The organism is Streptomyces sp. Alt3 (assembly GCF_030719215.1).
GTDB lineage: Bacteria > Actinomycetota > Actinomycetes > Streptomycetales > Streptomycetaceae > Streptomyces > Streptomyces glycanivorans.
Genome location: NZ_CP120983.1, coordinates 6,621,251 through 6,638,677 on the forward strand (window position 1 = coordinate 6,621,251; position 17,427 = coordinate 6,638,677).

16 protein-coding genes are annotated in these 17,427 nt (G+C 72.2%); 8 read left to right on the top strand and 8 right to left on the bottom strand.

From position 1 onward, the window contains the following. Positions 1-101 precede the first annotated feature (101 nt). A complete protein-coding gene (locus P8A20_RS29250) occupies positions 102-995 on the top strand; it encodes an esterase/lipase family protein (protein ID WP_306104520.1) in 894 nt (297 codons plus the stop codon). Between the two features lie 50 nt (positions 996-1,045). Here the strand turns inward: P8A20_RS29250 and P8A20_RS29255 are convergent, their stop codons facing one another. From P8A20_RS29255 to P8A20_RS29265, 3 genes are all read right to left on the bottom strand, one after another. Further along, positions 1,046-2,080, bottom strand: a complete 1,035-nt coding sequence (locus P8A20_RS29255; RefSeq protein ID WP_306104521.1) for a lytic polysaccharide monooxygenase auxiliary activity family 9 protein — start codon at positions 2,078-2,080, stop codon at positions 1,046-1,048. A gap of 242 nt (positions 2,081-2,322) precedes the next feature. Beyond that, the gene (locus P8A20_RS29260) at positions 2,323-3,897 is read right to left on the bottom strand and encodes an alkaline phosphatase D family protein (protein WP_147962143.1); all 1,575 of its coding nucleotides are present in this window, start codon (positions 3,895-3,897) and stop codon (positions 2,323-2,325) included. Between the two features lie 126 nt (positions 3,898-4,023). After that, the gene (locus P8A20_RS29265; RefSeq protein ID WP_147962144.1) at positions 4,024-4,722 is read right to left on the bottom strand and encodes a response regulator; all 699 of its coding nucleotides are present in this window, start codon (positions 4,720-4,722) and stop codon (positions 4,024-4,026) included. A 132-nt stretch (positions 4,723-4,854) separates the two neighbouring features. Between P8A20_RS29265 and P8A20_RS29270 the strand changes: the two genes are divergently transcribed. Genes P8A20_RS29270 through P8A20_RS29285 form a run of 4 tightly spaced genes read left to right on the top strand, consistent with a single transcriptional unit; the run spans position 4,855 to position 9,369 of the window. After that, positions 4,855-5,838, top strand: coding sequence for a Bug family tripartite tricarboxylate transporter substrate binding protein (locus tag P8A20_RS29270; RefSeq protein WP_147962145.1), 984 nt, complete (start codon positions 4,855-4,857; stop codon positions 5,836-5,838). Next, the gene (locus P8A20_RS29275) at positions 5,835-6,365 is read left to right on the top strand and encodes a tripartite tricarboxylate transporter TctB family protein (RefSeq protein WP_147962146.1); all 531 of its coding nucleotides are present in this window, start codon (positions 5,835-5,837) and stop codon (positions 6,363-6,365) included. The genes P8A20_RS29270 and P8A20_RS29275 overlap by 4 nt, the downstream gene beginning before the upstream one ends. A gap of 3 nt (positions 6,366-6,368) precedes the next feature. After that, positions 6,369-7,856 (top strand): tripartite tricarboxylate transporter permease, encoded by a 1,488-nt coding sequence (locus tag P8A20_RS29280; RefSeq protein ID WP_147962147.1) that lies wholly within the window; start codon positions 6,369-6,371, stop codon positions 7,854-7,856. Between the two features lie 34 nt (positions 7,857-7,890). Further along, the gene (locus P8A20_RS29285; protein ID WP_306104522.1) at positions 7,891-9,369 is read left to right on the top strand and encodes a trifunctional class I SAM-dependent methyltransferase/NUDIX hydrolase/VOC family protein; all 1,479 of its coding nucleotides are present in this window, start codon (positions 7,891-7,893) and stop codon (positions 9,367-9,369) included. Positions 9,370-9,433: 64 nt separating this feature from the next. Here the strand turns inward: P8A20_RS29285 and P8A20_RS29290 are convergent, their stop codons facing one another. Beyond that, the gene (locus P8A20_RS29290; RefSeq protein ID WP_306104523.1) at positions 9,434-11,272 is read right to left on the bottom strand and encodes an AMP-binding protein; all 1,839 of its coding nucleotides are present in this window, start codon (positions 11,270-11,272) and stop codon (positions 9,434-9,436) included. A 173-nt stretch (positions 11,273-11,445) separates the two neighbouring features. On the opposite strand from P8A20_RS29290, the gene P8A20_RS29295 reads away from it, so the two are divergent. After that, the gene (locus P8A20_RS29295) at positions 11,446-12,288 is read left to right on the top strand and encodes an alpha/beta fold hydrolase (RefSeq protein ID WP_147962150.1); all 843 of its coding nucleotides are present in this window, start codon (positions 11,446-11,448) and stop codon (positions 12,286-12,288) included. A 1-nt stretch (position 12,289) separates the two neighbouring features. After that, positions 12,290-13,552, top strand: coding sequence for a hypothetical protein (locus tag P8A20_RS29300; protein ID WP_147962151.1), 1,263 nt, complete (start codon positions 12,290-12,292; stop codon positions 13,550-13,552). 11 nt (positions 13,553-13,563) lie between these two features. Here the strand turns inward: P8A20_RS29300 and P8A20_RS29305 are convergent, their stop codons facing one another. Together P8A20_RS29305 and P8A20_RS29310 are read right to left on the bottom strand one after the other, a co-directional pair. Next, positions 13,564-14,064, bottom strand: coding sequence for a ribonuclease FAU-1 family protein (locus P8A20_RS29305; RefSeq protein WP_147962152.1), 501 nt, complete (start codon positions 14,062-14,064; stop codon positions 13,564-13,566). Next, the gene (locus tag P8A20_RS29310; protein ID WP_306104524.1) at positions 14,045-14,965 is read right to left on the bottom strand and encodes a GNAT family N-acetyltransferase; all 921 of its coding nucleotides are present in this window, start codon (positions 14,963-14,965) and stop codon (positions 14,045-14,047) included. The genes P8A20_RS29305 and P8A20_RS29310 overlap by 20 nt, the downstream gene beginning before the upstream one ends. A gap of 93 nt (positions 14,966-15,058) precedes the next feature. On the opposite strand from P8A20_RS29310, the gene P8A20_RS29315 reads away from it, so the two are divergent. After that, a complete protein-coding gene (locus P8A20_RS29315; RefSeq protein WP_147962154.1) occupies positions 15,059-15,433 on the top strand; it encodes a GntR family transcriptional regulator in 375 nt (124 codons plus the stop codon). A 16-nt stretch (positions 15,434-15,449) separates the two neighbouring features. Here the strand turns inward: P8A20_RS29315 and P8A20_RS29320 are convergent, their stop codons facing one another. Further along, positions 15,450-16,544 carry a DUF5925 domain-containing protein gene (locus tag P8A20_RS29320; protein WP_147962155.1) on the bottom strand — a complete coding sequence of 365 codons (1,095 nt, stop codon included), beginning with the start codon at positions 16,542-16,544 and terminating at the stop codon, positions 15,450-15,452. A 119-nt stretch (positions 16,545-16,663) separates the two neighbouring features. Then, positions 16,664-17,425, bottom strand: coding sequence for a polysaccharide deacetylase family protein (locus tag P8A20_RS29325; protein WP_147962750.1), 762 nt, complete (start codon positions 17,423-17,425; stop codon positions 16,664-16,666). Between the last annotated feature and the right edge of the window lie 2 nt (positions 17,426-17,427).

Below are 17,427 nucleotides of genomic sequence, written 5' to 3' on the forward strand. Positions count from 1 at the left end.
GCGTAATTTGGCATGAGCACGCAGAGAACGTAGTTCGCTGTGGTCCGGACCGCAGGGCGCACCGACATCGCCACTCCCTTGAGCCGCAAGGAGACCACCCGATGCTGCCCTGGACCCGTGCCCCGCGCACCCCACGCGCGCGCCGGACGCTCGCCGCCCTGATCCTCACGCTCACCGCGCTCGTCGCCGCCCCCACGGCGACCGCGACCGCGGCCCCCACACAGGCCGCCGCTCCGTCACGGGGCTGGAACGACTACTCCTGCAAGCCCTCGGCGGCCCATCCCCGCCCGGTCGTCCTCGTCCACGGGACCTTCGGGAACTCGATCGACAACTGGCTGGTCCTCGCGCCGTACCTCGTCAACCGGGGCTACTGCGTCTTCTCGCTCGACTACGGCCAGCTCCCGGGGGTACCGCTCTTCAACGGACTCGGCCCGATCGAGAAGTCGGCCGGACAGCTCGACGTGTTCGTCGACAAGGTGCTCGGTGCCACCGGCGCCCCGAAGGCCGACCTCGTCGGCCACTCCCAGGGCGGCATGATGCCCAACTACTACCTGAAGTTCCTCGGCGGAGCCGACAAGGTGAACGCCCTCGTCGGGATCGCCCCCGACAACCACGGCACCACGCTCCTCGGCCTCACCCGGCTGCTGCCGTACTTCCCCGGCATCGAGGGCCTCCTCACGACGAACACCCCCGGCCTCGCCGACCAGATCGCCGGATCCGCGTTCATCACCAAGCTCAACGCGGGCGGGGACACCGTGCCGGGAGTCCGTTACACCGTCATCGCGACCAAGTACGACGAGGTCGTCACGCCGTACCGCACGCAGTACCTGAGCGGGGCGAACGTACGCAACGTCCTGCTCCAGGACCTGTGCCCGGTCGACCTGTCCGAGCACGTCGCCATCGGGACCGTCGACCGGATCGCCTTCCACGAGGTGGCCAACGCGCTCGACCCGGCGAACGCCACCCCGACCACCTGCGCCTCGGTCGTCGGCTGAGGCACCCCGCCGGGCCCCCGGGAGACCCCGGGGGCCCGGCGGTCACCGGGTCAGGCGCGGTGCGCGCCGCCCGTGGACCGGCGGCGGACCGAGACGAACAGGGCGCTCGCGCCGAGGGCCAGCGCGGCGGCACCGCCCATCGCGAGGTACGAGGTGCTGCTGCTGCCACCCGTCTCGGCGAGGGTCTCGCCGACGGGCGCCCCGCCCGCGGGGGACGCGGCCACGCTGTTCGGCTCGGGGGCGTTCGCCCCGGCGTCCTCGGCCTCCGCGGCGGGGGCCGCCTCCGTGACCTGCGCACCGGTCGCCGCGTCGTCGTCCCCGTGGCCGTTGTGCTCGACGGACGACTTACCGGCGCCCTCGTCGATGTCCGCCTCGGACGGGGCGGAGGCGGCCGGCGCCGGTGCGGCCTCGGTGGTGGTACCGCTTCCCGCGTTCTCGCCGCCGAACACCACGTCGGAGCAGGCGTAGAAGGCCTCGGGGGAGTCCGACCGCTGCCAGACCGTGTAGACCAGCTGCCGCCCGGACGCCTGCGGCACGGTGCCGTCGAAGACGTACGACCCGTCCGTCAGGGTCGGGTCCGTGGCCGTGGCGAACGGCTTCTCCTGAAGGTCCGACCACTTCAGGGGCTGCGTCGGGTCATAGCCCGCCTTGGTCAGGTACAGCTCGAACGAGCCCTTGTGCGGGGCGGTCGCCCGGAACTTGAAGGTGTGGTTGCCCGCCTGCATCGGCGTGGACGGCCAGTCGGCGCGCGGCAGGTCCAGCCCCTTGAACTTGTCGTTGCCCGCGCTGCACAGCTTGCCGTCCGGGATGAGCTGCTGGTGGTTGCCCGCCGCGTTGGCGATGTTCACACCGTTCCAGTCGTACAGCGCCTGGGTGCCGCCCGCCGCCACCGCCGCCTTGCACGCCGCCGACTGCGGGTTCTCCGGCCCCTCCGCGAAACAGGCCGAGACCCGGCTGACCGGATCGCTCAGCGAACCGTGGGCGGCGGCCGGGGCGGCGGAGAGCCCGGTCAGCGCGAGCGGCGTGACGCCGAGCGCGACGATGCCTCCGGCGAGCCTGCGGCGGGTGGTGGTGAGGACGGCCATGGTGGTGGTTCTCCTTCGGCGGCACGGCTGTTGGCTGATGTCGACCAGGTCTGGTGATCAGCAAGCTAGCCGCCTCAGGGAGCGGATCCGGGCGGGAGAAGGCGCAGGTGGGGATCGTTATGGCGCGCTTAAGGAAGGGTTAGGCGAGGGCTCAGGAAGCGCTGGTCATCTCGCCCTCGGGGGGCGTGCCGAGTGGCCACCGGCTCCCATGGACGGGGAGCCGCCGGCCACCGGGCGAGGCGTCAGACCTGGACCCCCGGAGTGCCGTCCTCCACGACCACGCTCGCGCGCGTGCTGATCGTGGCGCCCGGCTTCGTCACGAAGGGCAGGACGCGGAAGTCCGTCGTCCACCGGGTGCGGTTCACCGTCACGCGGGCGTAGCCGCGCTGGTTGTTGTAGAACTTCATGTGCGGGTTCGCCGCGAGGAACGTCTTGCCCTGGGCCGTCATGTCGGCACCGTCGCCGCCGCTCGTGATCGAGGTGCCCACGAACTCCGACCCGACGGTCGCCGACTCCGGGTCCGTGTAGTCGCGCTTGAGGTCCCAGGCGTAGTTCTGGTGGCGGTCGCCCGTGATGACGACCAGGTTCCGCACCCCACGGGTGTCCGCCTCCGCGAGCAGCCGGTTGCGTTCGGCGACGTAGCCGTCCCAGGGGTCGGTCCAGACCGTCGTGCCCGGACCCGGGTCCTGGTCGGTCTGGCCCATCGGCGCCTGGTTGCCGAGGATCTGCCAGCGCGCCTGCGAGCGGCTGAAGCCCTTGAGGACCCATTCCCGCTGGCGGGACCCGAGCAGGGTGCGGTCCTCGTCGAAGCGGTCGGCGCAGTCGGCGGAGGCCCCGTCACCGCAGGCCTGGTCGTCGCGGTACTGGCGGGTGTCGAGCATCGTGAAGTCGGCGAGCCTGCCGTAGGGGAGCCTGCGGTACATCTGCACGTCCGGGCCGTTCGGCAGCTGGGTGTGGCGCAGGGGCGCGTGCTCGTACAGGGCCTGGAAGGCGGCGGCCCGGCGCAGCAGGAACGTCCTCGGGTCCTCGTCGTTCTCGGAGGTCTCGTCCGCCCAGTTGTTCTCCACCTCGTGGTCGTCGAACGTCATGATCCACGGGAAGGCGGCGTGCGCCTCGCGCAGCGGCGCCTCGGACTTGTACAGGCCGTACTGGAGGCGGTAGCGCGCGAGGTCGATCGTCTCCGTGTGGAACTTCGGATCGGTCGTCACACCGCGCTTGTTCGTCCTGACGCCGGACTCGTACAGGTAGTCGCCGAGGTGGACGACCAGGTCCAGGTCCTCCTGCGCCATGTGGTGGTAGGCCGTGTAGTAGCCGTCCTGCCAGGCCTGGCAGGAGGCGAAGGCGAACTTCAGCTCACGCGGGGAGTGCCACGCGGCCGGCGTGGTGCGCGTACGCCCCACGGGGGAGATCGCGGAGCCGGCCCTGAAGCGGAACCAGTACGTGCGGTCGGGGGCGAGCCCGTGCACCTCGGGGTGGACGGAGTGCGCCAGCTCGGGGGTCGCCACAACGCTGCCGCGGCGCGCGATCCGGCGGAACCGCTCGTCGAGCGCCACCTCGTAGTGGACGCGGACCGGCTTCGCCGGCATCCCGCCGAGGCCGTCCTGGGCGAAGGGGTCGGGAGCCAGCCGCGTCCAGAGGACGACACCGTCCGACGTCGGGTCGCCCGAGGCGACACCCAGGGTGAACGGGTCGCCCTTCAGGGCGGGCGCGGCGAACGCGGACTGCGCCTCCCACGCCCCCGTCCCGAGCATCAGCGCGGCGGCCGCCGCTCCGCCGAATCCGAACATCTGCCTGCGGGACACGGAATTCGCGAACACGGGTCCTCCTCGGTCGATCTGCGCCAACCGGGAACACGCTGCCGGGCATTGATGTCATGTTCACGCGCAACATATGGCCGGGGGCCGAGCGACGCGTGAACAGGACAGCCGTCGTACGGGGGCGGTTCAGGACACCGCGCGGTAGCGGCGCTCGGGCCGCCCGGTCCCGCCGTACCGCAGGGACACCTCGGCCCTACCCGTCTCCGCGAAGTACTCGAGGTAGCGGCGCGCGCTGACCCGTGACAGGGCTCCCGCCGCGGCGCACTCGGAGGCCGACAGTCCCGCCGGGTGCTCCCGCAGGACGCGTTCGACCAGATCCGCGGTGCGGGCCGCCAGGCCCTTGGGGAGTTCGCGCGAACCCGGAGGACGGGTGCCGAAGATGCGGTCCACGTCCTCCTGGCGGGCCTCCTGACGGGCCTCGTCCAGGGCGTCCAGACGGTTGCGCAGCGAGGCCACGTGCTGCAACTGCTCCTGCAGGGCCGTGCGGTGGAACGGTTTGATCAAGTAGTGCAGGGCGCCCGCCCGCAGGGCCGCCCTGACCACCCCCGCGTCGCGCGCCGCCGTGATGAAGAGCGCGTCCGCGCTGTGGCCGTCCCCGTCGCGTTCCTCCGCCGCCCGCAGCTCACGCAGCACCTGGATGCCGTCCATGTCGGGAAGGAAGATGTCGAGCAGGACCAGGTCGGGACGCAGCCGGCGGGCCGCGCGCAGTGCCTCGGCGCCCGTGTGGGCCACGCCGACGACCGTAAAACCGTCCAAGGCGGACACATACCGGCTGTGCAGCTTCGCGACCATGAAGTCGTCGTCCACCACCAGCACTTTCGTCACGCCGACACGCTAGGGCGCGACCACAACGACCACAACGTCCATTGATTCCGGAACGGCGACAGCTCGTTAACGCACAGGCAACATGTGGGCCACCTCACACCCGTCCCCACCGAGCTCGAAAGGCGGCACCCGGTGCGACTGCGCACTCCACTCGCCCTGTTCGGGGCAGCGCTGCTGGTGTTCGTCGGGCCACCGCTGCTCTCCACCGGCAGTGACTCCGACACCGGCACGCAGATCCCCGGACTGCGCTTCATGGTTCCCAACACACCCGGCGGCGGTTACGACATCACGGCGCGCACCGCCGCGAAGAACGCCGAGGACGCGGGACTCACCCACGGCATCGAGGTGTTCAACCTGCCCGGCGCCGGCGGCACCGTCGGTGTGACCCGGCTGGTCGCCGAGCACGGCAACGGCAAACTCGCCATGTCCATGGGCCTCGGCGTCGTGGGCGCCGTGCGCACCAACAAGTCACCCAGGACGCTGGCCGACACCACCCCGATCGCCCGGCTCACCGAGGAGCAGGACATCGTCGTCGTAGCCAAGGACTCCCCGTACCGGACGATCGACCAGTTGCTCACCGCCTGGAAGAAGGACCCCGGCAAGATCCCGGTCGGCGGCGGCTCCTCGCCGGGCGGCCCCGACCACCTGGCACCGATGCTCATGGCGAAGGCAGCCGGGATCGCCCCCAAGCAGGTCAACTACATCCCCTTCGACGGCGGCGGCGAACTGCTCGCCTCCATCCTCGGCAACAAGGTCGGCTTCGGCGTCTCCGGCGTCGGTGAGTACCTCGACCAGATCGAGGCCGGAGAGCTCCGCCTCCTCGCCGTCACCGGGCCGAAGCGGGTCCCCGGCCTCGACGCGCCCACCCTCCGCGAGGCGGGCCTCGACACCGACTTCACCAACTGGCGCGGCATCGTCGCCCCGCCGGGTCTCTCCGCCGCCGAACGCGACAAGCTCGTCGGGCTGGTGAGCGAACTGCACGACTCGAAGCAGTGGCGTGAATCCATGGAGAAGAACGGCTGGGACGACGCCTTCCTCACCGGCGACGACTTCGGCGAGTTCCTGGACGGCCAGGACCGGCGCGTCGCCACCGTCCTCGAGGAGCTGGGACTGTGACCGACGACAGCACTCCTCCCCGGCCCGCCACCGCGCGCTCCTGGCTGCGCGAGCACTCCGAACTCGGCGTCTGCGTCCTGCTGCTCGTGCTGGGCGTCCTCGTGCTGACCGACGCCCTGACGATGAGCGTGGACATCACCCAGCGAGGGCCCGTCGGCCCGAAGACCGTCCCCGTGGCCGTCGGCATCGGGCTGCTGGCCGTCGCCGTGCTGCTGGCCGTAGACGTCCTTCGCGGCGGCCGTGGCGAGGCGGAGGCCGGCGAGGACGTCGACCTGGACGAACCCGCCGACCGGCGGACCGTCGCCCTGCTCACCGGTGTCTTCCTCGCCTTCGCCGTCCTCATAGGCCCGCTCGGTTTCCCCGTCTCCGGCGCCCTCCTCTTCTGGGGCTCGGCCTACGCGCTGGGCAGCCGCCACCACGACCGCGACCCGCTGATCGCGGCCGGGCTCTCCCTGCTGACCTACTTCGTCTTCGACAACCTGCTCGGGGTGCCCCTCCCGGGCGGCCCGCTGATGGGGGTGCTCTGACCGATGGATTCCCTCAACTCCCTCATCGACGGCTTCGGCACGGCGCTCACACCGGTCAACCTGCTCTGGGCCGCGCTCGGCGTCCTGCTCGGCACGGCCATCGGTGTGCTCCCCGGCATCGGGCCCGCCATGGCCGTGGCGCTGCTGCTGCCGGTGACGTACGGGCTCGAACCGACCGGCGCGTTCATCATGTTCGCCGGGATCTACTACGGCGCGATGTTCGGCGGCTCCACCACCTCGATCCTCCTCAACACCCCGGGGGAGAGCGCGGCCGTCGTCGCCGCGATCGAGGGCAACCCGATGGCGAAGGCCGGGCGCGGCGCACAGGCGCTCGCCGCCGCCGCCATCGGTCACTTCGCCGGAGGCATGATCGGCACGATCCTGCTGGTCGTCCTCGCACCCACCGTCGCCTCGCTCGCCGTCGACATCGGCGCACCCGACTACTTCGCCATCATGGTGCTGGCCTTCATCGCCGTCACCTCCGTCCTCGGCTCCTCGCGGATCCGTGGCCTCGCCTCGCTCCTCATCGGCCTGACCATCGGACTCGTGGGCCTGGACCAGATGACGGGCCAGCAGCGGCTGACCTTCGGCTCGCTCCAGCTGGCCGACGGAATCGACGTGGTGATCGTCGCTGTCGGACTCTTCGCCATCGGGGAGGCCCTCTGGGTCGCAGCGCACCTGCGCCGCTCCACGGGAAAGCCGATCCCCGTCGGCCGCCCCTGGCTGGGCAGGGCCGACGTCCGGCGCACCTGGAAGTCCTGGCTGCGGGGGCCCTTCATCGGCTTCCCCTTCGGCGCGATCCCGGCCGGCGGCGCGGAGATCCCCACCTTCCTCTCGTACGTCACCGAGAAGCGGCTGTCCAAGCACCGCGACGAGTTCGGCAAGGGCGCCATCGAAGGCGTCGCCGGACCGGAGTCGGCGGCGTCCGCGTCCGCCGCGGGAACCCTCGTCTCGATGCTCACGCTCGGCCTGCCCACCACGGCCGTCGCCGCCGTCATGCTGGCCGCCTTCCAGCAGTACGGCATCCAGCCCGGCCCGCTCCTCTTCGAGCGTGAACCCGAGCTGGTCTGGGGCCTGATCGCCTCGCTCTTCGTCGGCATGGTGCTGCTGCTCGCCCTGAACCTGCCCCTGGCGCCGCTCTGGGCGAAGCTGCTGCGGATCCCACGCCCCTACCTCTACGCCGGCATCCTGTTCTTCGCCGCCGTCGGCGCCTACGCGGTCGGCGGGGAGGCGGTCGACCTGGTGATCCTGCTGGTCATCGGCCTGATCGGCTTCGGGATGCGCCGCTACGGGCTGCCGGTGCTCCCCGCGATCATCGCCGTCATCCTCGGACCGTCCGCCGAACAGCAGCTGCGCCGCGCCCTCCAGATCAGCGACGGCAGTGTGACAGGCCTGGTGAACACCCCGTTCTCGGTGACCGTGTACGCCGTCGTCGCGTTGATCCTGGCCTGGCCGCTGGTCAGGAAGGTGCTGGGGCGGAACCGGACGTGACGGGCTGTCGGCGGTGGCTGAGAGGATCGTGGGCATGACCACGATCGACTGGGACGCCGCCGCCGACTCCTTCGACGAGGAACCCGACCACGGGCTCCACGACCCCGTGGTCCGCAGTGCCTGGGCGCGGCGGATGGAGAGCTGGCTGCCCACGGCGCGCTCCGCTGTCCTCGACCTCGGCTGCGGCACGGGCAGCCTGTCCCTCCTCGTCGCCGGCCAGGGACACCGCGTCACCGCCGTCGACCGGTCACCGCGCATGGCGGAGCACGCGCGGGCCAAACTGGCGGGGACCGGCACCGAGGTGCTCGTCGGCGACGCGGCGCGGCCCCCGGTCGGCGGACAGCGGTTCGACGTGATCCTCGCCAGGCACACGGTGTGGCTGCTGCCGGACCCCGCGGCCGCTTTGCGGCACTGGTTCTCACTGCTGCGGCCGGGCGGCCGGCTGCTGCTGATCGAGGGCGTGTGGAACGGCACCGGTCTCTCCGCGGCCCGCCTCACCGCCCTCCTCCACGAACACACGGAGCGCGTCCACCACGAGCCGCTCTCCGGGGACTCCCTGCTCTGGGGCAAGGAGGTCGACGACGAGCGGTACGCGCTGGTGGCCCGCGCCGAGCCGCCCCGCAGGCACCGTGAGGTCGTCGACGTCCACCTCGTCCTGCGCAGGGGCTCCGACGTGCTGCTGGCCCGGCGGGCCGGCACGGGATACGCCGACGGGCTCCTCCACGCCCCCTCGGGCCACGCGGAGGACGGCGAGGACGTGCGGGCGGCGATGATCCGGGAGACGGCCGAGGAGATCGGCGTCGAACTGGACCCGGACGAACTCCGGGTGGCCCTGGTGATGCAGCACAGGGGGCCGGGTGGCAACCCCCGGACGGGCTGGTTCTTCGAGGTGGACCTCGACCCCGCCCGCCCACCCCGCAACGCCGAGCCGGACAAGTGCTCCGAGCTGGGCTGGTACCCGCTGCATGCACTGCCGGACGACATGGTGGCGTACTGCCGCGCCGCACTCGACGCATACCGCGCCGGGCAGCGCTTCCTGGTCCACTGGCACGAGGACACCGACGCCGTCGCGTACGAACCCCGCGGGATCCGGCGCGCCGTCCCGCTGCCGGTGGCGGCGGCCCCCACCGGCCGGCTGCACCACCTGGAGCTGTGGGTTCCCGACCTCGCCGAGGCCGACGCGGAGTGGGGGTGGCTGCTCGGCCGGCTCGGCCACCTCCCTTACCAGCGCTGGTCGCACGGCCGCAGCTGGCGGCGCGGCGACAGCTACGTCGTCGTCGAGCGGTCACCGGACGGCGCCGGCGGCCGGCACGACCGGCTGCGGCCCGGGCTCAACCACCTGGCGTTCCACGTCCGGGACCGTGACACGCTCGACACCCTGGTGGCCGACGCGCCCGGACACGGCTGGCGGCTCCTCTTCCCCGACCGCCACCCGTACGCCGGAGGCAGCGGCCACTACGCGGCGTACCTGGAGAACACGGCCGGCTACGAGGTGGAGCTGGTCGCCCCCTGAGTGCGGACGGAGGCGCTCCCACGCGGGCGCCTCCGGGGCCCCCGCGCGGCTGGAGCCGGGTGCGTCAGCCCTCCGCCCCCAGCCGGGCGGCGATGTCCTCACGCAATCGTGTCCTGTCCGTCTTGCCGACCGCGGTCAGGGGCAACGCCGGTACCTCGACGAGGCGTTCCGGCAGTTTGAACCGGGCTAGACCTCTGTCCTCCAGGTGCCTGCGGAGGTCCGGCAGCCGCGGGGCCCCGTCGTCTCCCCCCACGACGTACAGGCAGACGGCTTCGCCCAGCGAGGGATGCGGCATGGCGACGGCTGCGACGGCCCGCACACCCGGGTGCGTCAGGACCAGCGCCTCCATCTCGTCCGCCGGGATCTTCTCCCCTCCGCGGTTGATCACGTCCTTCAGACGCCCGGCGACCACGAGGTTCCCGGACGGGTGGCGGCGGACGAGGTCGCCGGTGCGGTAGAAGCCGTCGGCGGTGAACGACGCGGCCGATGCGTCGCCGTGGTATCCCGTGATGACCCCGGGGCCCTTGACCAGGAGCTCGCCGAGGTCGCCTTCGGCTACGCACCGGCCCTCCTCGTCCACCACCAGGGTCTCGTCACCCGGCGAGGACGGCCGCCCCTGCGTGGTGAACGTGATCTCGGGCGGATCGTCGAGCCGGGTGAAATTCAGCTGTCCCTCACTCATGCCGTACACCTGCTGGATCCGGCACTCGAAGGCATCGGCCAGCCGGGCGGCCGTGGACGCGTCCAGGCGTGCCCCGCCGACCTGAAGGACCCGCAGGCTCGACACGTCATCGCCGCTGTGGGCGGCACGGGCGGTGAGCCACCGCAGGGCGAGCGCCGGCGTGAGCGCGCAGTGGGTGACGCGTTCCCGCTCGATCAGCGCCAGGGCCGCGGCCGGCTCGTCCGGCGAGGCGAGTACGACCTTTCCGCCGGAGGCGAGCGTACCGAGCAGCCCCGGGGCGGAGAAGGCGAAACCGTGTGCCACGGGCAGGACGGCGAGGAACACCGAGGCCGCCGTCAGCCCCGAGACCGCCGCCGCCGCGCGGATCACGTGCCCGAGCGCCTCATGGGTGCGGGCGATGGGCTTGGGGGAGCCTGTGGTGCCGCTCGACAGCAGGAAGAGGGCGGTGTCCGAGGGGCTCCGGTCCGCGCGGGCGGGGGCCCGGTCACAGGCATCGATGAGACGGTCGACGTCCACGCGCCCTTCTGCCGGGCCGGCGGGGCCCGAGACGAGGACGGTCCGTACGGACGGATGCCGTTCGCGGAGACGTTCGGCGAACCGCAGGTGGTCGAAGCGCCGGTGCCGCGCCGGTACCGCGAGCGCCGCGGGTGCCAACGCGGTGACCACCGGGTCCAGTTCGTGCTCACGCAGGGCCGGATGGGCGAGAGCCGGGCGCGCACCGAGTCTGACAAGAGCCAGCACGAGAACGACGAACTGGACCTGGTTCGGAAGCTGCACGAGTACGGTCTCGCCGGGGCGGATGCCGTTGCGTGCCAGCCGGGCGGTGCAGCCCGACACCGCCGCGTCGAGCTCCGCTCTGGTGAAGGTGCGGGCGGCGTCGGCCAGCGCCGCCCGGTGCCCCGGGTGCACACGGGTGCTCAGTGCGAGGTCGTCCAGGAATTCCGGGCGCCACCAGCCCCGGTCCCGGTACTCCACGCAAGCGTCCGCGTCCGCGTCGGGTTCGCGTTCGTCGAGTACGCCGGCGAGCTGCCGGACGCTGTAGTCAGGACCGGTCCAGAGATCGATGCGAGTGGCGAACCGGTCGGCCAACTCCACCTGGATCTGCGTGAGATCGACCGAGTCGAGCGCCAGATGCGCGCGCAACCGCGCGTCGTCGTGCAGCAGCTCTTCGCCGATTCCCAGGTCACGCAGGATTCTTCGCACTTCGTCGATGCCCGTCATCCGGACGGTATGCCCGGTTCCTCGCGGCAGGAGACCGGCGTGCGGATGCAGCGGGAAGCACACGTGGCCCGGGAGGCGTTCGAAGTGGACGGTGCCGGGCCCCGCGCGCCCTGCACCGTGGGTGACTCGCGTGTGACGCTTTGGAACCGGACCGGTTTCTGCGCTGGAGTGTGATGAACCCATTCACCGGAGGGACGCTCGCTGTACCGGGCGCGAAGATCTATTTCGAGGTGCGCGGCGAGGGGCCGCTCCTGCTGCTCATCGGGGGAGGGAACTCCGACGCGGCCGTGTTCAAGCGTCTGGCCGCCGTCCTGGCCCTCGGCCACCGTGTCGTCACCTACGACCCGCGCGGGAATTCACGCAGTGTGCTCGACGGCACCGCGGCGGACCAGAGGGTCGAGGAGCACGCCGACGACGCGTACCGCCTGGTCCACCACCTGGCGGGCCCGGACGAGCCGGCGTACGTCTTCGGCAGCTGCTCGGGCGGGCTCGTCGCGCTGGAACTCACGATCCGGCACCCGGACAGGATCCGGCTGGCCGTCGCCCATGAACCACCGGTTCTCGGTGTCCTTCCGGACGCCCCGCAGCACATGGCGCTCCTCGACGACATCTGCCGGACGCATCGCCGTGAGGGTATGGCACCGGCCCTCGTGAAGCTCCAGGCCCTCCACGGAGGCCGGCCCGCTCCGGCTCTCCCCGAGGAGCACGACAACACCGACTTCTTCCTGAGCCACTTCGTCCGGCCGTTCACACGCTTCGTGCCGGACCTCACCGCACTCGACGAGGTCTCGGACAAGGTGGTGTGGGCCGGCGGCCACGCCTCACGCGGGGATCTCGTGCACCGCCCCGCGCTCGTCCTCGCCGAGCGGTCCGGCCGCACCGTCGAACTGTTCCCCGGCGGCCACATCGGCTATGCGAGGTATCCCGCCGACTTCGCGGAGCGGCTCGTGGAGGTCCTCGCCACAGCACCCGGCGCCACGGACCGGCCCCGGGACACGACCGGCGGGGGGTTGTGACGTGCGGATCGTGATGGGGGCGCAGAACTGCGGCTTCGGCCCGGTCTCCGAGCTCGTCGCGGTCTCCCGGCCGCTGCACGGGCACGATCGGGTACTCGTCGGCAGCGGTGTCGCCGCCGTGTTCGCCCGGCGCAACCCCGAGGCCTTCGACGCCGTCCACGACACCACCGGTACGACCGGGACGGCCGCGGCGGAGATGACCGACGGCCTCCTGCGCGGCAGTGACCACGTGATCTCCGTCATGGACGCCGAGCTGGTACTCCGCGCCGTCGTGGCCGGGCGGCCGGTGACCATGGTGGACAGCCTCTTCGGCTTCTGGCAGCTGACACGACCTCTGGCCGCGATCCGCGAGCGGTGCGTGACCATGCCGCGCTCCGGCTTCGAGGCCGCCGACCACCACCTGACGGGCCTCACGCCGCACGAGCGGATCGTCGCGGCCCACCTCCTCGCCACACACAGCGTCGTACAGAACTTCCCCGGCGTCACCGAGCGCGCAGCGGACTTCGCCGCTCTGGGCGCCGGCCCCCGGATGCACCGGACCGGCTCGATCGTCGACGCCGAAGGACTGTCGAACGCCGCGTGCGCCACCGGAACGGAGCACGATCTGCTCATCAACGTCGGGGGATTCAAGAACTTCCTCCTCGACTTCGACGTCAACGACGACTACATGCGTCTGCTGCACCGGTGGCTTCCGGACCTGCTGCGCGACTGGCCCCGTTTCCGACGTGTCCTGGTCTGCGGCGGCCCGTACGGCGACGGCCGGGAGCGGACGGTCTCGGCCGCCGGCCGGACGGCCGAATGCCGGCTGTTGCGCCAGCGTGAGCTGCTCCAGGTGGCGGCCGGCACCCCGGACCAGCTGCTGGCGCCCGGGCTCACGGCACTCCACGAATCGATCGCCCTCGGCCGGCTGCCCCTGGCGATCCACGAGCAGCACTACGCCCACGTCTACACCATGCGCGCCCTGGACGGCACGCGCTTCGGGCGCATCGGAGGCAGGTTCACGGACGTGGTGCCCGGCCACCCGCTGCCGGAGGACGACCTCGCCGGGACGGCGGCCCTCGTCGAACTGGCCGGCCGTGTCCGGAAGGATGACGAGCTCTACGCGAGATACCGGCGGACGTTCAACGAACGCATCGAGCACTACGTCTCACTGACCCCGGCGCAACGACAGCACGGCGTCGAGGAACTGCGGAGACTGCTCGGCGGCGAGCCGGTCCACTCGGTGATGAGCGGCATCCTGGGGACGCCGATCATCAGCGAGTGAGGGGGCGGGCCTTACCCGACCAGTCCTGCCAGCCCCTCGGTGCGGGCGAGGTGTTCCAGCTCGTCCAGGGCCCGGACGGCGGCCTCCGCCGCCGGGGCGTCACGGCCGGCGAGGCCGCTCTCCTCGAACTCGTCCTCGTCCAGCCGCAGGACGGACGAGCCGTCGGCCGAGACCCACAGGTCCAGGTCCAGGTCCTCGACCAGGAGTTCACCGTCGCGGAGCACGGCGGGCCGGGTGATGTCGCAGTACCAGCCCTTCAGCTCCCCGCCCCCGGTACGGACCTCCTTCACCGCGTACCACCGGTCGCGCCAGTAGTGCTCGGTGAAGACGTCCCCGGGCTCGAAGCGTACGAAGCCGAAGTCCCGGACCCCCGGGGCGGCCCACGGCGCGCGGACGGTGATCCGGTTCCCGTCGTCCCCGACCGGCTCTGCCGGGTAACGGATCTTCGTGCGGCCCGCCTTGACCAGGGCCACCGTCAAGGTGGTCCCTGAATCAGCCGATCTCGCGGACATGGCGTACCTCCGTGGCACAGATCTCGTAGCCGAACCAGCGGTTGACCGCCAGCATCGGGCCGTTGTCGGCGTCGTTGCCGGTGTAGGCGTCCGTGTACCCGGCGGCGCGCGCCCGGTGCAGGGAGGTGTTCTTGGCGAGCTTCGCCAGCCCCCTGCCCCGGAAGGCGCGCCGGGTGCCGGTCATGGCCGACCAGTAGCGGGTCAGTCCGTCGGTCTGCGCGGCACTGAACGCCGCTACCTGTCCGTCCACCGTCACGACCGTGGTGAGCGCGTGGTCGAAGCCGGGCCGCCGCCAGGTCGTCGCCAGCCAGTCCTCGTAGTCGGAGAACTCCACCGGGACATCGCTCGGCTCGTCCGCGGTCGTCTCCGCGTCCGCCTCGAACAGAGGCCGCGGATCGTCCTCGAAGTCCGCCGCGGTGAGCAGCTCGACCCCGGAGGGCACGTCCTGGAGCGGTGGCAGCGAGCCGTCCGTCAGGCCGAGCCGGAGGAAGTGCGCGGGCCGTCGCGCCGCGTACCCGCGCTTCGCGGCGAACGCACGGTCGGCCGGCTCGTCCAGCACCCAGGTGTAGACGGCGCTCGCCCCGGCACCGGCCAGATGCTCCTCACCGGTCCGCAGGAGCAGCGACCCCGCACCCCGGCCCCTCCTGTCCGGATGGACGTACGGATTGCAGAAGCCCTGACCGGGCTTCGGGCTCTCGTGCGAGATCCCGGCCTGCGCGGTCCCGATCACCTCGCCGTCCTCCTCGGCCACCAGCAGCCGGTACCGCCTGTCCGGATGGGCGTCGGCCAGATCGCGCAGGACCTGTTCCGGAGTCGTCACCATGAAGGGCAGAGCGGCACGCCGCACCCGCACCCAGGCCTCCGCGTCGGCGGGCAGGAAGTCACGCACGCGTACCGTCATGCGCGGACGCTAACGCGGGTGGACGCCCGGGCGCCTGTGAATTTCCGGCGGCGCGGCCGGTGAACGGGTCCCCTGGTGGGAGACAATCGGCGCGTGACCCTGAAGATCGCAGTTGACCCGGACTCCGCCACCGCCCCCTACGAGCAGCTGCGCGCCCAGCTGTCCGGACAGGCCCGCTCCGGGGACCTGCCCGTCGGCTACCGTCTTCCGACCGTGCGCGGCCTCGCCGGGGAACTCGGCCTCGCCGCCAACACGGTGGCCAAGGCCTACCGTGCCCTGGAGGCCGACGGGGTGATCGAGACCCGGGGCCGCAACGGGACGTTCGTCGCCGCGGCGGGTGACGCGGCGGCCCGCAACGCGGCCACGGCGGCCCAGGAGTACGCCGAACAGGCCCGGCGCCTCGGCCTGTCGGAGGCGGACGCGCTCGCACAGGCCGAGGACGCCGTACGGGCGGCCTACGCGCGATAGGGCCCTGCCGCCGCACTCAGAGATACAGACCGGCGTCCGCCCCCGCGTCCTGCTTCGGAACGGACGCGGGTCCGCTGCCCCGCCGCAGGGCGTACAGCTCGGCCAGCGTCGCGCCCTCGCGGCCGATCCCTTCCTCCGTGCCCAGCCAGGACACCGACTCCGCGCGGGTCAGCGAGCCCACCTCGACGCGGGCCAGGCAGCGGCCCGGCCTGACGACGGCCGGGTGCAGCCGCTCCAGGTCCTCGTTGGTCGTCACGCCCACCAGCACATTGCGCCCCTGGCCCAGCAGACCGTCGGTCAGGTTGAGCAGCCGGGACAGTGCCTGACCCGCCGTGTGCTTGGCCTCGCCGCGGATCAGCTCGTCGCAGTCCTCCAGCAGGAGCAGCCGCCAGCGCCCCTTCGACGAACCGTCGTCCTCGCCGATGGCGATGTCCATCAGATAGCCGACGTCGTTGAACAGCCGCTCCGGGTCCAGCACGCAGTCGACCTGGCACCAGTCGCGCCAGGACCGGGCCAGGGTGCGCAGCGCCGAGGTCTTGCCGGTGCCCGGCGGGCCGTGCAGCAGAAGCAGCCGGCCGGCGATGTCGTCGGGGGTCACCTTCATCAGCCGGTCCATCGCATCGGCCACCGGAGCCGTGTAGTTGGACCGGACCTCGTCCCAGGTGCCGGCGGCGATCTGCCGGGTGGTGCGGTGCGGGCCCCGGCGTGGTGAGACGTACCAGAAGCCCATGGTCACGTTCTCGGGCTGCGGCTCCGGCTCGTCCTGTGCGCCGTCGGTCGCCTCGGAGAGGATCTTCTGCGCGAGCTCGGGGGAGGTGGCGGTGACCGTGACGTCGGCGCCCCGGTTCCACCGGGAGACCAGCACAGTCCAGCCGTCGCCCTCGGCCAGCGTGGCGCTGCGGTCGTCGTCGCGGGCCGATCTCAGCACCTCGGCCGCCGCGGGGAGCAGGGTCGCCCCCGGCCTGACCCGGTCGAGGGAGGAACTGTGCGAATGAGGCTGCTCGCCCGTCGCGAAGCGGCCCAGGAACAGCGCGTCCACGACGTCGGACGGCGAATCGCTGTCGTCCACGTTGAGCCGGATCGGCAGGGCGGACTCGGGGTTGGCAGACATGGCGCCCATGATCCGGCACGGTGCCGCCCCGCGCACCCAGGTTTCGGGAGCTGCCCGCAGGTGGCGGGAGGCGGACACGGCCCCGGTCCGGCGGCGCCCCGCCGGACCGGGGACCTGCCTCAGCCCGGCCGGCGGCGCACCCGGCGTGCACCGCGCACCACGGCGAACCCCTTGGTGAGCACCCGGTCCACAGCGAACGACCGCGCGAGGGCCCGGCCCTCCACCAGCCGTGCGAACTCGGCGGCGCCCGTCCGACGGCGGACGGTCACCCGCTCCAGGGCGTACGGACCCTGGCGGCGCCGCGCCAGGGCATTGCCCACGGCGAGGGACTGCGCGAAGCCCGCCGCCCGCACCGCCCGCCGCACCCGGCGGGTGGAGTAGCCGTACGGATAGGCGAAGGAGGCCGGGGGAGCGCCCAGTTCGGCGGCGGCGATCTCCCGGCAGCCGGCCGTCTCGGCCCTCAGCGCCGCCCCGTCGAGCTGGTCCAGCTGCGGGTGGGTGTGGCTGTGCCCGCCTATCTCCACGCCCGTGGAGGCGAGTTCGCGCACCTGGCCCCAGTCGAGCATGGTGTCCGGGGCGCCGCCCTCGTCGTGGCCACCGCGCAGCCAGCCGGTGGTGACGAAGACGGTGGCCGCGAAACCGTGCTCGGCGAGCACCGGCAACGCGTACCGGTGCACCCCCTCGTAGCCGTCGTCGAACGTGATCAGCACCGGCCGGGGCGGCAGCGGGCGTCCCGTGCGCCAGCTCCCGGCCAGCGCGGCCGTGGTCAGCGGGGTGAAGCCGCGCCGGGCCAGGATCTCCATCTGCGTCCGGAACGCGCCGGGTGACACGGAGAGGCCGTACACGCGGTCGGCCGGGCGGTGGCCGACCGCGTGGTACATCA